The following is a 12,949-nucleotide window of genomic DNA, read 5'->3' as shown; positions in this document are numbered from 1 at the left end:
ACCTTAGGCATTTGATCCGGTGAGCGTGAAGACGCCTTCCGTGGCCACTACGGGCTGCCCATCGGGAGTAACGGTTGAGGTGAATTCGAATGTTCCGTCTACCTGATTCTTGTCGAAATCAACGCTGGTCAGCTTGAGTGTTCCTTTATCGGCATGGTAAGTCCATCCGAACGTTCCATGGTTGTGGCAGTAGGAAGCGGACACTGTTGAGCTGGGGCTGAACTTATAAGTGCCTGGAATAATATCTTTATCCAGATAGATAACCACGTTATGTCCACGTGCATCTGCATCAAACGCCATGATGCCGTAGCTGGTAGCATTTGCTTCGAAGAAGTTCACGCTAGTTGAAGTGAATGGATTGGTAAATGATAGTGTGCAGCTCACTGCACCATCGGCAAATGTAGTTTTCCCTTTTGATGCGTGCATAACGAGTTCCTTTTTAGTGGCATTGATGAAAGATAATGCGGCCAACCACTCACTTATAGGACATCGTCATACACTTGCCTACTGTCAAAGTTGACAGGTATAGCGGGTTGGATTGCGCGTTCGATGAACGTGTAAAGACCTAAGCGTAGGTAGCGGAGCAAAGGCGCTTGCCGTGATGTCAGCCGCTTCCTGCACCCGTCCTACGTACTCTCGCGCACCTGCAACTCAAACCCCATATCCACCACCGGCTTGGCGATCTTGTTACCCGCCATGATCGTCAACAAGTGCTCTGCCGCACGCCGGCCTATGGCTTCGCGTGGCGTGCTGATGCTGCTCAGGCGCGGCACCATGAACGACGAGGCGGGCAGGTCGTTGAAGCCCAGTACCGCCACGCGCCCCGGCACTTTGATGCCGTGGCGCATGGCTTCGAGCAGTGCGCCCTGGGCCAGGTCGTCGTTGCCAAAGAAAATGGCGTCTACATCCGGATGGGCTGCGAGCAATTGCAGGAACAGTTCGCCACCCAGGCCCACGGAAGAAGGGCGCGGGGTCAGCAATTCCAGCGCCGGGTCGTACATGCCCGCTTGTTGCAAGGCGCGGCGGAAGCCCTCACCACGCAGTAAAGTGCGTTGGTCCAACTGTGCGCCGATATAGGCCAGGCGCCTGCGCCCGCGGGCGAGCAGATGCGCCGCTGCTGTTTCACCGGCAGCCAGTTGCGAAAAACCAACGCAGTTGACGCCCGCGTTGGGGTCCAGGTCCATCATGTATACGCAAGGCACATGGCTGGCCTCGACCATCCGTCGCGCACTTTCGGTGCGGTCAAACCCGGTCAGCAGCAAGCCCCGCGGCTGGTAAGCCATGTAATTGCGCAGCAGGTTTTCTTCTTCGTCGCGGGAATAGTGGAAGTTGCCGATCAGCACTTCAAAGCCCTTGGGCCGCAGCACTTGGTGGATGGCTTCCAACGTTTCGATAAACAGCAGGTTGGATAAGGACGGTACCAATACCACCACCGAATGGCTCTGGGCCGATGCCAGGGCCCGGGCGGCGGGGTTGACCACGTAGCTGAGTTCGGCGGCGGCGTGCTGCACTTTTTCCACCAGTTCGGTGGCTACGGTGCTGATACCGCGCAAGGCGCGGGACGCGGTAATAGGGCTGACGCCCGCCAGACGGGCGACTTCACTCAACGTGGGGCGACCGGTAGTGCGGGTATTTTTATCGTTCTTGGAGGTCATCAGGCGGCTTGCCAAACAAAAATCGAGGCACTAAGGTAGCGCTGTCTCCAAAGGGCTGCAAATGCTTGAACAAAGGGTTGCCTGATCCTGTTCAAAACGTTGGAGCGGATGCACGCGTCACTCCATAAAAAAAGACAAGTCGGCGCGGGAAAAGCCTGTTTTTGCACTAGCCTTATGCTGTGCAAAGGTAGCGCTATCTGCGTCCTGAGGTGTTTATGAGTCAACCTGTTACTGCCCTGGTCATCATGGGTGTTGCCGGCTGTGGCAAGACCAGCGTCAGCGAGGCCCTGTGCCGCCTGAACGGCGCCACCGCCATTGAAGGCGACAGCTTTCACCCCGCCGCGAACATCGAAAAGATGAGCGCCGGCCACCCCCTCAACGACGACGACCGCGCCGGCTGGCTCGACATCCTCTGCGATGAACTGCGCCGTTCGCTCAAGGCCGGTGAGCACCCGGTGCTGACCTGCTCCGCGCTGAAAAAGAAATACCGCGACCACCTGCGCGAAGCCGCGCCGGGGCTGGGCTTTGTGTTCCTGGAGCTGACCCGTGAAGTGGCGGCCGACCGCGTGTCTCATCGCCCCGGCCACTTCATGCCGGCAAGCCTCATAGACAGCCAGTTCGCCACCCTGGAATCGCCCAAGGGCGAGCCGCTGACCCTGGCCCTCAACGCCAGCGAAGACAGCGTCGAGGAGCTGGCCGAGCAGACCAACGTCTGGTGGCTCAAGCACGGCTTTGAACCCACTCATTAATTTCTTGCCGCAAAGATAGCGCTATCCCCGGCAGGAAGTTCAACACCCGCTTTAATAACAACAACAAACAGGAGAGACCCCCATGTTTGGCATGTCCCACGAGTCGTACCTGCTGCTGGACGCAGTCGTCACTATCATCGGGTTGATCGTTCTGATCACCAAGTTCAAGGTGCACCCGTTCATTGCACTGATCATCGCGGCCGGCTTCCTCGGCCTGACCTCGGGCATGCCCGTGGACAAGATCATCAAGGCCTTCCAGGACGGTTTCGGCGGGGTGCTCGGCTTTGTCGGCATCATCCTCGCGCTGGGCACGATGCTCGGCAAGATGATGGCCGAATCCGGCGGCGCCGATCAGATCGCACAAACGTTGATCCGCGCCTTCGGCAAGGAAAAGGTCCAATGGGCCATGATGTTCGCCGCGTTCCTGGTGGGCATCCCGCTGTTCTTCGAGATTGGTTTTGTGCTGCTGATCCCGCTGGTATTTATCGTCGCGCGGCGCACGGGTGTGTCGCTGATCAAGATCGGTATTCCGCTGCTGGCCGGCTTGTCGGCGGTACACGGCCTGGTACCACCGCACCCTGGCCCGCTGCTGGCCATCGGCGTGTTTGGCGCGGATATCGGCAAGACCATTCTGTATGGCCTGATCGTTGCGCTGCCGACCGCCATCATCGCTGGCCCGATTTTCGGTACGTTCATCGCCAAGTACATTCCGGGCAACCCGTCCCAGGAGCTGGTGGACCAACTGGCCCGCGAAACCGATAACAAATCACTGCCAAGCTTCGCCATCACTCTGGTCACCGTGCTGCTGCCGGTGTTCCTGATGCTGCTCAAGACCTTCGCCGACATCGCCTTTGCCGAAGGCAACGTGGTGCGCAACTGGATGGACATGATCGGTCACCCGATCACCGCGCTGTTGCTGGCGTTGTTGCTGTCGCTGTACACCTTCGGCCATCGCCAGGGCATCCATTCCAAGCAGATCCTCAAACTGCTCGACGCCAGCCTTGCGCCGACCGCCGCGATCATCCTGATCATTGGTGCCGGTGGCGGCTTCAAGCAGATGCTGGTGACCAGCGGCGTGGGTGACGTGATCGGCCACATGGCGGTGAACGCGCAGATCAACCCGATCCTGCTGGCGTGGCTGGTGGCGGCGGTGATTCGGATTGCCACAGGTTCCGCAACGGTGGCGACCATTACCGGCGCGGGCATCGTGGTGCCGGTGGTGGGCATGATTCCGGGCGTTAACCGCGAGCTGCTGGTGTTGGCGACGGGGGCAGGTTCGTTGATCCTGTCTCACGTCAACGATGCGGGGTTCTGGCTGGTCAAGCAGTACTTCAACATGACCGTGGCGGAGACGTTCAAGACCTGGACGGCGATGGAGACCATTCTGTCGGTGGTGGCGCTGATCTTCATCATGTTGCTGTCGTTGGTGGTCTGACAGACACACCGCGCAGCCAGGGGTAAAAACCCAATCCAAATGTGGGAGCGGGCTTGCCCCAATGCCAGTCAGTTAAGCGCTAGAGCAGGCAACCGTCGGCCTGTGGCGAGGGAGCTTGCTCCCGCTGGGCCGCGAAGCGACCCCAGAAAATGGGACTGCTGCGCAGTCCAGTGGGAGCACGCTCCCTCGCCACGGTAAAGCGCTCCTCCTTAACTGACTGGCATTAGGGCTTGCCCGCGAAGGCGGTGTATCAGTCAATAGGTTGCTGACTGATCCACCGCCTTCGCGAGCAAGCCCGCTCCTACATTGTTTGATCGCATTTAGTCAGGTGGATTGGATCAGGCCTTCGTGACCTGCCCATCGGCCCTGAACATCCCGCGAATCCCCCGCACGGCCTGGCGAATCCGGTCCTGGTTCTCGATCAGCGCAAAGCGCACGTGATCATCCCCATACTCACCAAACCCGATCCCCGGCGACACACACACCTTCGCCTCCAGCAGCAGTTTCTTGGCAAACTCCAGCGAACCCATGGCGGCATACTGCTCGGGAATCTTGGCCCAGACATACATTGACGCCTTCGGATTTTCCACCATCCAGCCCAGTTCATGCAGGCCCTTGACCAGCACGTTACGGCGCTGGCGATACTGCTCGGCGATGTCTTTCACGCACTGTTGATCGCCTTCCAGCGCAGCAATCGCCGCTACCTGCAGCGGGGTGAAGGTGCCGTAGTCGTGGTAGCTCTTAATCCGCGCCAGCGCGTTGACCAGTTCCGGGTTGCCCACCATGAAGCCGATGCGCCAGCCGGCCATGTTGTAGCTCTTGGACAGGGTGAAAAACTCCACCGCAATATCCTTGGCGCCGGGCACTTGCATGATCGACGGGGCTTTCCAGCCGTCGTAGACGATGTCGGCGTAGGCCAGGTCATGCACCACCAGCACGTCGTACTGCTTGGCCAGGGCGATCACACGTTCGAAGAAATCCAGCTCCACGCACTGCGCGGTGGGGTTGGACGGGAAGCCGAGGATCATCATCTTCGGTTTGGGGATCGAACCGCGAATCGCCCGTTCCAGCTCGGCGAAGAAGTCCACGCCAGGAATCAGCGGCACCGAGCGCACCTGGGCGCCGGCAATCACGGCACCATAAATGTGAATCGGGTAGCTGGGGTTGGGCACCAGTACGGTGTCGCCCTGGTCCAGGGTGGCCAGCATCAGGTGCGCCAAGCCCTCCTTGGAACCGATGGTGACAATGGCTTCCGACTCGGGGTCGATATCCACCTCATAACGGTCTTTGTACCACCGCGAAATCGCCCGGCGCAGGCGCGGAATGCCTTTGGAAGTGGAATAGCCGTGGGTGTCTTCACGCTGGGCGACGGTGATCATTTTTTCCACGATGTGCGGTGGCGTGGCACCGTCGGGGTTACCCATGCTCAAGTCGATGATGTCTTCGCCGCGCCGACGCGCAGCCATCTTCAGCTCGGCAGTGATATTGAACACGTAGGGGGGGAGTCGATCTATGCGCGCAAAGCGGCGCGGCGAACCTTGGTCTGCCATTGTTGCCTCGAGGTACGTAAGCGCCCGGAACCGTCCGAGCGACGTCGGCCACTGCGGTGGCCTGCGGGCAGACAATACGGTCGGTGATGGCCAGTTGTCCAGATACGTAGGAAAAATTTCTACATGGAGCACGGCGCGGATATGCCCCTATACTCGATGCGGGTTTGTTCCCTCATAAGAAGGAGACTGTTCGTATGGATCAGCAGACAAGACAACCGTTGGAACCACGCATGGAAGCCGGCAAGGCGTTGGTGATCGCAGGCGTCCAAGGGCGTTATTCGAAGGCCACCGTGGGGGATATTCCCCGGCTGTGGGAATTGTTCGACAGCTGTATCAAAGACATCAAGAAACGCGTAGGTGGCGTGACCTACGGCGTTTGCCATAATCCGCACCACGGCGAATTCGACTACATCGCCGGCGTTGAAGTCCCGAGCAAAAGCGATGTGCCGAGCAATTTTCAATGCATCGAGATTCCGCCGCTCAACTATGCCGTATTCCCTCATCACGGGCCGGTGCAAGCGCTTGAGCAAACTTATGAGCGCATCATGTTCGAATGGCTCCCGGACTCGGGCTACAAGGTAACGGGTGCGGATTTCGAGCGCTACAGTGCGGATTTTGATGGAAGGAAGGGCACCGGGACCGTAGAAATCTGGTTACCGGTAGAGCGCACGTAAAAATCCGCCAAGCCAGTCTCAACCAGCCTGCTAACCACTCATTGGGCAATTCGACAATGGGCCAATGAGTGGGGCGGCATTTTGCTGATGCCGGTCTATTGGCCATCGTTCAGTTGTGCAGACGTCCCATTCTGGCGCTGTCAGGGCGATGCAAACACCCATTGCAACCTGCGCTCGTACCCATCCCGTCCCTTGTAAGCCTCACCGATATCTACCCAGCCAGCCCCCAGATACAAGCCTATCGCCGCCACATTGGCGCTATCGACCGACAACTCCAATGCGGTGATCTGCGGCCAAGTCTCGATTGCCACAGCCGGTAGCGTCTGCAGGCAAAGCTTGCCGAACCCGCGCCCCTGCTGTCGCCGATCCACCTGCAGCGCATGCAGCGTCGCACTGAGTTCATTGGCCCAGTGGGGCAGGCAGGGCGGGCGTTTGAGCAGGAGGAACGCGACCGGGGTTTCGTCGGCGAGTAAGGCAAAGCCTCTGACGCCGGGGTTTGGCTTGGCCAGCAGAGTGTTGAGGGTGCAATACATATCACCGCAAAACGCTAGTTGTTCAGGGTGAACTTCGAGGGTGCCGACGTGCTGTTGTTGCACAGCATTCAGCGCCTCGTAGGAAACAAGACGGGTTTGCATCGGAATATCCGAACGGCTGCAAAAGAAGGGCGCAGTCTATCGGGAATGCGTCATGCGTACCGCACCCATTACTCGAGCATTTTTTTCAGCAACCAACTCCCCGCCGGGCCGGGCGGCTGCCGTCGCGACCACAGCGCATCCACCGCCACCGAGCGCGGCCAACCGCGCACCTTGAGCTCGACCAACTGGCCGCCGCCGAACCGCTCCACCAACCAGCGCGGTATCGGGGCCCAGCCGAAGCCCAGTTGCGCCATCTCCATCAGCATCAGGTAACTCGGCGCCGACCACACGCGCTGGGCGCCGCGGTTTTCGTCAGGGTTGATGATGCTTGCCAGGCGCAGCTCCCGATGGTGTTGCAGGGTGTGCGGATCAAGACTGGCCAGGCTCGCCAGCGGGTGTTTGGGCGAGACGAACAAGGCGATCTCGGTGCGTTCTTCTACCGGCGAGCCGCTCAGGTCCGGGGGGTAAACCTGCTGCTGTTCGATAAATGCGATGTGCGCCCGGCCACTTTGCACCAGCGCGATCAGGTCTTCGCATTCGGCCACCAGGCATTCCAACTCAAGGTCCGGGTAGCGTTGTTCAAAGGCGCTGAGGGCTGTCTCGAAGCGATCGGACTGGTAAGTATCGGACATGGCGATACTCAGCTTCGGCTCCAATCCCTGGGCCAGTTGGCTCGCCGCCAACTCCAGCCGGCTGCTGGCCTCCAGTACCTGCTCCGCACGCTGCAACAACACCTGGCCGGCCGGTGTCAGCGTCGGTTTGCGGCTGCTGCGATCAAACAACACCACGTCCAGGTCGATCTCCAGGCTCGCCACCGCCGCACTGACGGTGGACTGGCTCTTGCCCAGCTTGCGCGCCGCCGCGGAAAAAGAACCCTGGGTAGCGGCCTGAACAAACGCCTGGAGCACTTCATGGGAAGCCATTACTATCGCCTTGATCGATGGTTACTGGTTATGAAGTATCGGCTCAAGGGGTAATCATGGCAATCATCGTCATTCACGGAGCCGGGTCATGAACCCTACCAAGTCGATTACTGAACGCGTTTTCCAGGCCCTGGGGTTTGAAGGGTTGGCCTTGTTGATCTGTACGCCATTGCTGGTCTGGGTGACCGGCCGACCAGCCCTGGAAATGGGCGCGGTGACCCTTGCCATCAGTTTGCTGGCGCTGAGCTGGAACGTCATATTCAACAGCCTGTTCGACCGTCTTAAAGTGCGCCTGCAACTGCCCGGCGGCGGCCGGACGCGGGTGCTGCACGCGCTGCTGTTTGAAGGGGGCTTGATCCTGCTGGCGGTGCCGTTGATTGCCGCATTGATGAAGATCAGCCTGTTGGAAGCCTTCATCCTCGACATCGGGGTGCTGCTGTTCTTCTTGCCGTACACCTACGTCTACCACTGGGGTTATGACGTCATACGCGAAAAAGTCACCAGCAAAACCCCGATTTCCCTGTAAGCGCCAGTTGCCTACAGAAACATGCCACCTGAGGCCTCAATGCGCTGGCCGGTGATCCATTTGCTGCCATCGGCCAGCAACATCGAAATGGCCCCGCCAATGTCGTCGGGCAACCCGGCGCGGCCCAGGGCGGTGTTGTTGGCGACCATGGCGTTGAGGTCGGCGTTATCGCGTACCGCACCGCCACCGAAGTCGGTTTCAATCGCGCCGGGGGCGAGGATATTGACGCTGATGCCTCGCGCGCCCAACTCCTTGGCCTGGTAGCGGGTCAGCACTTCCATCGCGCCTTTCATCGCCGCGTAGGCCGCGTAACCCGGCAGGCTGAAGCGCGCCAGGCCGCTGGACACATTGAGAATGCGGCCGCCGTCGCGAATCAACGGCAACAGCTTCTGTGTCAGAAAAAACGGCCCCTTGAATTGGATCGCCACCAGTTGGTCGAACTGGGCTTCGGTGGTTTCGGCAAAGCTTGCATGAATGCCGATACCGGCGTTGTTGATCAGAAAATCAACGTGATCCTGTGCGAAAACATCCTTGAGCGCGTCGGTAACCTTATTGACGAACCCTGCGAATGTCGCGCTCTGGCTCACGTCCAGTTGCAACATGGCCGCGCGGCCGCCCAGTTGTTCGATTTGCGCCACGAGCGCTTGCGCCTCATCGGCCTTGCTGTGATAGGTGCCGATGATATCGACGCCCTGAGCGGCAAGGTGCAGTGCAGCGCTTTTGCCCAGGCCGCGGCTGGCGCCGGTGATCAGTGCGATTTTACGTGGGGTCATGGTGCAGTCCTCTGGGGTGATCAGTGGGACTGAGTGTATTTGTACGCCCATAACGTGATAAACAGCGCTGTGCCGGAATCACTGATCGGGTAGGGCGAACAATCCCATGAATAAACTTGAGCTGCTGCGTACCTTTGTGCGCGTGACCGAACTGTCGAGTTTTACCCAGGCCGGTGAGAGCCTCGGCTTGCCGCGCTCCACCGTGTCCGAGCAGGTGCGCGCCCTGGAAGAGCTGCTCGGCGCACGCCTGTTGCAACGCACCACGCGCAAGGTGCAGGCGACCCAGGACGGCCGAGTGTTGTATGAGCGCAGCAAGGATTTGCTGGCGCACATGGAGGAACTGGAGGGCCTGTTTCGACAGGACGAAACCCAGTTGGCCGGGCGCATACGCGTGGACATGCCCAACGTGATGGCGCGCACGTTGATTGTGCCCAACTTGCCCCCGTTCATGGAGCGCCACCCCCTGATCGAGATGCAAATCAGCAGCTCCGATCGCCAGGTAGACGTGATCGCCGAAGGCTTCGACTGCGTCGTGCGCGTCGGCGCCCAGCCCGATCAAAGCGTGGTGGCGCGGCGTGTGTGCAGCATGCCGATGGTCAACTGTGTGAGCGCCGGGTATGTGCAGCGCTATGGTAGGCCCGAAACCCTGGCGGACCTCGCAAATCATCGATTGGTGCATTACGTACGTCCGCTGGGCGCACGTTCGGCGGGGTTCGAGTACCTGCAAGGCAACAAGGTGCAGCGGCTACCGATGGCCGGGCGGGTGACTGTCAACAGCACCGATGCGTATCAGGCTGCGTGCCTGGGTGGCTTTGGCATCGTCCAAGTGCCACGGCTGGGCATTCGCGATTTATTGGCCAGTGGCGAATTGGTTGCGGTACTGGCCGATTACCCGGCGCCGCCGCTGGACGTGTCGTTGCTTTACGCCGGCCAGCGGCATTTGCCCTTGCGCGTGCGGGTGTTCATGGACTGGCTGGCGACCACCCTGCAAGCGCATCTCTAACGGTCAATGGGCTCAGAACAGTTGGGTGAACAGCCAGTAAAGGCTGCCCGACAACACAATCGCCGCCGGCAACGTCAATATCCAGGCCATCAACAAATTGCGGATGGTGCGCATCTGCAAGCCACCCCCGTTGGCCACCATGGTCCCGGCCACGCCCGATGACAACACGTGGGTGGTCGACACCGGCAAACCGAACATGTCCGCCGCGCCAATGGTCAGCATCGCCACGGTCTCGGCCGAGGCGCCCTGGGCGTACGTGAGGTGGGTCTTGCCGATTTTTTCGCCCACCGTCACCACGATGCGCTTCCAGCCGACCATGGTGCCAAGCCCCAGGGCGATGGCCACCGCGATCTTCACCCACAACGGGATAAAGCGCGTGGCGCTGTCGATCTGTTGCTTGAACAGCTGCAGTTTGTCCTGGGTGTCGGCGTCGAAATTGCCGACCTTGCCCTTGTCCATCAAGCGGATGGTTTCGCTGGTCAGGTACATGTCGTTACGCACGTTGCCCACCGCTTCAGCCGGTACCGCGGCAAGCGAGCCGTAGCCTTTGACTTCGGCGCCGATGTGGCCGGTGATGGCGGCAAGCGCGGGCACCAGTTCCGGCGTGGCTTCCTTGGTGCGCACGTAGGTCGACAAGGTTGCACGGGAGTCAGCGGGTGCCGGCTGCGGTGCCGTCTTCACCAGCGCGGCCTGGGTGACCTCGGCCACTGCTGCGAATTGCAGCGACTGGTCGGCGGGCATGGTGCGGTTCAAGGCGTAGGCCATCGGCAGGGTGCCCACCAGGATCAGCATGATCAGGCCCATACCTTTTTGCCCATCGTTGGAGCCGTGGGCGAACGACACACCGGTGCAGGTGACGATCAGCATGCCGCGAATCCACCAGGGCGGCGGGGTGTTGCCTTTGGGCGCTTTGTACAGCGAACGGTTCTTCACGAAGGCGCGCAGGGCGAGCAGCAGCAAAGCGGCAAACGCGAAGCCGATCAGCGGCGACAGCAGCAAGGCGTAACCGATCTTGGATGCCTGGCTCCAATCCACACCGCTGGTGCCATCGCGGCCGTGCATCAAGGCATTCGCCACGCCGACGCCGATGATCGAGCCGATCAGTGTGTGGGACGACGACGCCGGCAAACCCAGCCACCAAGTGCCGAGGTTCCACAGGATCGCAGCGATCAGCAGGGCGAAGATCATGGCGAACCCGGCCGATGAACCCACCTGCAGAATCAGCTCCACCGGCAACAAGGCGATGATGCCGAACGCTACCGCACCGCTGGAGAGCAGCACGCCGAGAAAGTTGAAAAAACCCGACCACACCACCGCGAAATGCGGCGGCAGCGAGTTGGTGTAGATCACCGTGGCCACCGCATTGGCGGTGTCGTGAAAGCCGTTGACGAACTCAAAGCCCAAGGCGATCAACAACGCCACGCCAAGCAGCAGGAACGGCGTCCAGGTGGTGAGCTGGGCGCCCATTTCGTGCATGTCATGCATCAGGCTGTAGGCGGTGAACAGCAGGCCCATGGCGAGCACGGCGAAGAACATGATCACCGTCACCAGGCCGGGCTTGGTGTCCAGGCGCGGTTTTGGGTCGGCGGATGAGGTGTGGGGGGAGGCAGTCAGGGAAGGGGTGGCCATGCCGGAGCATCCAGTGTGGGGAGGATGTCGTTCATGATCGTTGCAGAATGTTACAGAGGTGCTGCGGCAGGTCAGTGTTTGCGGACATAAGTATGCCGCTGGTCTGTCAGCGTGGGATTGCTCGCGCACGGTGTGAGGCTAGTTCACGAGGCGCCTGACAGGCCGCCTTCGCGAGCAAGCCCGCTCCCACAGGTTGAGTGCATTTCAATTCAACAGATCCTTGCGCTTTCTGAAGGCCCAGCGCCCGGCGATCAAGGTGAAGGTGGCCACCAACGCTACCAGTATCCAAAAGCCTTCCGGGTCTTGGGACAGCGGCACCCCACCCACATTCATGCCAAAAAAACCGGCAATGATATTGATCGGCAGCGCCAGCACCGTCACCACTGTGAGGGTGAACAATGTGCGGTTGCTTTGCTCATTGAGGTTGGCGGCGATTTCTTCCTGCAACAACTTGATGCGTTCACCCAGGGCCGTCAGGTCGTTGATGATCAGCGCGAACTCCTCGGTGGATTTGCGCAACTCCTTCACGTCTTCCTTTTGCAGCCAGGGCGGCGGCCGGTTGAGCAGGCGCAACAGCGAGCCCGGCTCCAGCGCCAGCAGGCGTTGCAAACGCACCAGTACGCGGCGCGCGGCACCGAGTTCGGCGCGATTGGTGGACAAGCGCGAAGACAGTAACTGGTCTTCGATATGGTCCACGCTCAGGCTGGTCTTGCGCACGATCTGCGTCAGCACTTCGCCCTGATCACGCAGTAAATGCACCAGCAGTTCCAGCGGCGAGCGAAAGCGTTCACCGGCCTTCACCGAGGAGCGCAATTTATCCACCGAGTGCAGCGGTTGCAGGCGCGCACTGATCAGCAAACGACTGCGCGCGCACACCCACAGCGTGGAAATATCCGACGAGACCATGCTGCTGAAGTTGAACACCACATCGTTGACCACCGCCAGCAGCGCGGAATCGACGTGCTCGATGCGCGTGGAGCGCGAGCCTTCGTGCAACGCTTCGAAGAACTCTTCAGGCAATTCCAGATGCGCTTGCATCCAACGCTCACAGGCGGCGTGAGCCAGGTTCAGGTGCAGCCAGAGAAATGTCTGCGGGTCGCCTGGTTCTTGCAGGCACTGAAGCGCGGTGGCGGAGTCAATCTGCTCGCCTTTTTCGCCGGGCAGAAAGCGAAAACCGTAAAGCAGCCCAAACAGATCGGGATCCTGATGGGCGTGGTCGATGCTGTGGTTCATGGAGTCTCGCAGAGAAAGCGCCTGTAGGACGTTTCACAGGTTCGCATGGGCGAATCATTGCAAGGCGCTATGACGGTTATGTGACGGGTTGGCGAGCGCCCATAAAAAAACGCGCCACCCGAAGGTGGCGCGTTTTTTGGGGTTGAACTCAGGTGTCGAGTTTG

13 protein-coding genes are annotated in these 12,949 nt (G+C 60.2%); 5 read left to right on the top strand and 8 right to left on the bottom strand.

Annotation, left to right across the window (positions count from 1 at the left end; all coding sequences use genetic code 11):
• Window positions 1–3 precede the first annotated feature (3 nt).
• A complete protein-coding gene (locus tag Q1V60_RS18635) occupies window positions 4–426 on the bottom strand; it encodes a DUF6252 family protein (protein ID WP_300633283.1) in 423 nt (140 codons plus the stop codon).
• 200 nt (window positions 427–626) lie between these two features.
• The gene (locus Q1V60_RS18630; protein WP_300633347.1) at window positions 627–1,658 is read right to left on the bottom strand and encodes a LacI family DNA-binding transcriptional regulator; all 1,032 of its coding nucleotides are present in this window, start codon (window positions 1,656–1,658) and stop codon (window positions 627–629) included.
• 212 nt (window positions 1,659–1,870) lie between these two features.
• Here Q1V60_RS18630 and Q1V60_RS18625 point away from each other — a divergent pair, with 212 nt between their 5' ends.
• The gene (locus tag Q1V60_RS18625) at window positions 1,871–2,404 is read left to right on the top strand and encodes a gluconokinase (RefSeq protein WP_300633281.1); all 534 of its coding nucleotides are present in this window, start codon (window positions 1,871–1,873) and stop codon (window positions 2,402–2,404) included.
• Between the two features lie 82 nt (window positions 2,405–2,486).
• A complete protein-coding gene (locus Q1V60_RS18620; RefSeq protein WP_057723763.1) occupies window positions 2,487–3,839 on the top strand; it encodes a GntP family permease in 1,353 nt (450 codons plus the stop codon).
• A 338-nt stretch (window positions 3,840–4,177) separates the two neighbouring features.
• Here the strand turns inward: Q1V60_RS18620 and alaC are convergent, their stop codons facing one another.
• Window positions 4,178–5,389, bottom strand: coding sequence for an alanine transaminase (gene alaC, locus Q1V60_RS18615; RefSeq protein WP_300633278.1), 1,212 nt, complete (start codon window positions 5,387–5,389; stop codon window positions 4,178–4,180).
• 194 nt (window positions 5,390–5,583) lie between these two features.
• Here alaC and Q1V60_RS18610 point away from each other — a divergent pair, with 194 nt between their 5' ends.
• Window positions 5,584–6,063 (top strand): GyrI-like domain-containing protein, encoded by a 480-nt coding sequence (locus Q1V60_RS18610; RefSeq protein ID WP_300633276.1) that lies wholly within the window; start codon window positions 5,584–5,586, stop codon window positions 6,061–6,063.
• 140 nt (window positions 6,064–6,203) lie between these two features.
• Here Q1V60_RS18610 and Q1V60_RS18605 read toward each other — a convergent pair whose 3' ends face one another.
• Complete coding sequence (locus tag Q1V60_RS18605; protein ID WP_300633274.1) at window positions 6,204–6,698, bottom strand: GNAT family N-acetyltransferase; 495 nt, start codon at window positions 6,696–6,698, stop codon at window positions 6,204–6,206.
• Window positions 6,699–6,766: 68 nt separating this feature from the next.
• Window positions 6,767–7,621: a LysR family transcriptional regulator gene (locus Q1V60_RS18600; RefSeq protein ID WP_300633272.1), complete on the bottom strand. Its 855-nt coding sequence runs from the start codon at window positions 7,619–7,621 to the stop codon at window positions 6,767–6,769.
• A gap of 88 nt (window positions 7,622–7,709) precedes the next feature.
• On the opposite strand from Q1V60_RS18600, the gene Q1V60_RS18595 reads away from it, so the two are divergent.
• Window positions 7,710–8,147, top strand: a complete 438-nt coding sequence (locus tag Q1V60_RS18595) for a multidrug/biocide efflux PACE transporter (RefSeq protein ID WP_300633270.1) — start codon at window positions 7,710–7,712, stop codon at window positions 8,145–8,147.
• An 11-nt stretch (window positions 8,148–8,158) separates the two neighbouring features.
• Here Q1V60_RS18595 and Q1V60_RS18590 read toward each other — a convergent pair whose 3' ends face one another.
• Window positions 8,159–8,920 carry an SDR family oxidoreductase gene (locus tag Q1V60_RS18590; protein WP_300633268.1) on the bottom strand — a complete coding sequence of 254 codons (762 nt, stop codon included), beginning with the start codon at window positions 8,918–8,920 and terminating at the stop codon, window positions 8,159–8,161.
• A 106-nt stretch (window positions 8,921–9,026) separates the two neighbouring features.
• On the opposite strand from Q1V60_RS18590, the gene Q1V60_RS18585 reads away from it, so the two are divergent.
• Window positions 9,027–9,923 carry a LysR family transcriptional regulator gene (locus tag Q1V60_RS18585; protein WP_300633266.1) on the top strand — a complete coding sequence of 299 codons (897 nt, stop codon included), beginning with the start codon at window positions 9,027–9,029 and terminating at the stop codon, window positions 9,921–9,923.
• A 12-nt stretch (window positions 9,924–9,935) separates the two neighbouring features.
• On the opposite strand, the gene Q1V60_RS18580 is transcribed toward Q1V60_RS18585, so the two are convergent.
• Both Q1V60_RS18580 and Q1V60_RS18575 read right to left on the bottom strand, forming a co-directional pair.
• Entirely contained in the window at window positions 9,936–11,552 is a 1,617-nt protein-coding gene (locus Q1V60_RS18580) for an inorganic phosphate transporter (RefSeq protein WP_300633264.1), read from the bottom strand.
• Between the two features lie 204 nt (window positions 11,553–11,756).
• Complete coding sequence (locus Q1V60_RS18575) at window positions 11,757–12,785, bottom strand: transporter (protein WP_300633262.1); 1,029 nt, start codon at window positions 12,783–12,785, stop codon at window positions 11,757–11,759.
• Window positions 12,786–12,949 lie beyond the last annotated feature (164 nt).

Origin of the sequence: Pseudomonas sp., from assembly GCF_030147005.1 — a bacterium.
Classification (GTDB): Bacteria; Pseudomonadota; Gammaproteobacteria; order Pseudomonadales; family Pseudomonadaceae; genus Aquipseudomonas.
The sequence above is the reverse complement of the archived record's forward strand: the minus strand, read 5'-3'. Positions and strand labels throughout refer to the sequence as shown.

Excerpts from the sequence above, each read along its gene's own strand:
- Q1V60_RS18635 (WP_300633283.1), bottom strand. The coding sequence starts at position 426 with ATGCACGCATCAAAAGGGAAAACTACATTTGCCGATGGTGCAGTGAGC.
- Q1V60_RS18625 (WP_300633281.1), top strand. The coding sequence starts at position 1,871 with ATGAGTCAACCTGTTACTGCCCTGGTCATCATGGGTGTTGCCGGCTGT.
- Q1V60_RS18620 (WP_057723763.1), top strand. The coding sequence starts at position 2,487 with ATGTTTGGCATGTCCCACGAGTCGTACCTGCTGCTGGACGCAGTCGTC.
- alaC (WP_300633278.1), bottom strand. The coding sequence starts at position 5,389 with ATGGCAGACCAAGGTTCGCCGCGCCGCTTTGCGCGCATAGATCGACTC.
- Q1V60_RS18610 (WP_300633276.1), top strand. The coding sequence starts at position 5,584 with ATGGATCAGCAGACAAGACAACCGTTGGAACCACGCATGGAAGCCGGC.
- Q1V60_RS18605 (WP_300633274.1), bottom strand. The coding sequence starts at position 6,698 with ATGCAAACCCGTCTTGTTTCCTACGAGGCGCTGAATGCTGTGCAACAA.
- Q1V60_RS18600 (WP_300633272.1), bottom strand. The coding sequence starts at position 7,621 with ATGGCTTCCCATGAAGTGCTCCAGGCGTTTGTTCAGGCCGCTACCCAG.
- Q1V60_RS18595 (WP_300633270.1), top strand. The coding sequence starts at position 7,710 with ATGAACCCTACCAAGTCGATTACTGAACGCGTTTTCCAGGCCCTGGGG.
- Q1V60_RS18590 (WP_300633268.1), bottom strand. The coding sequence starts at position 8,920 with ATGACCCCACGTAAAATCGCACTGATCACCGGCGCCAGCCGCGGCCTG.
- Q1V60_RS18585 (WP_300633266.1), top strand. The coding sequence starts at position 9,027 with ATGAATAAACTTGAGCTGCTGCGTACCTTTGTGCGCGTGACCGAACTG.
- Q1V60_RS18580 (WP_300633264.1), bottom strand. The coding sequence starts at position 11,552 with ATGGCCACCCCTTCCCTGACTGCCTCCCCCCACACCTCATCCGCCGAC.
- Q1V60_RS18575 (WP_300633262.1), bottom strand. The coding sequence starts at position 12,785 with ATGAACCACAGCATCGACCACGCCCATCAGGATCCCGATCTGTTTGGG.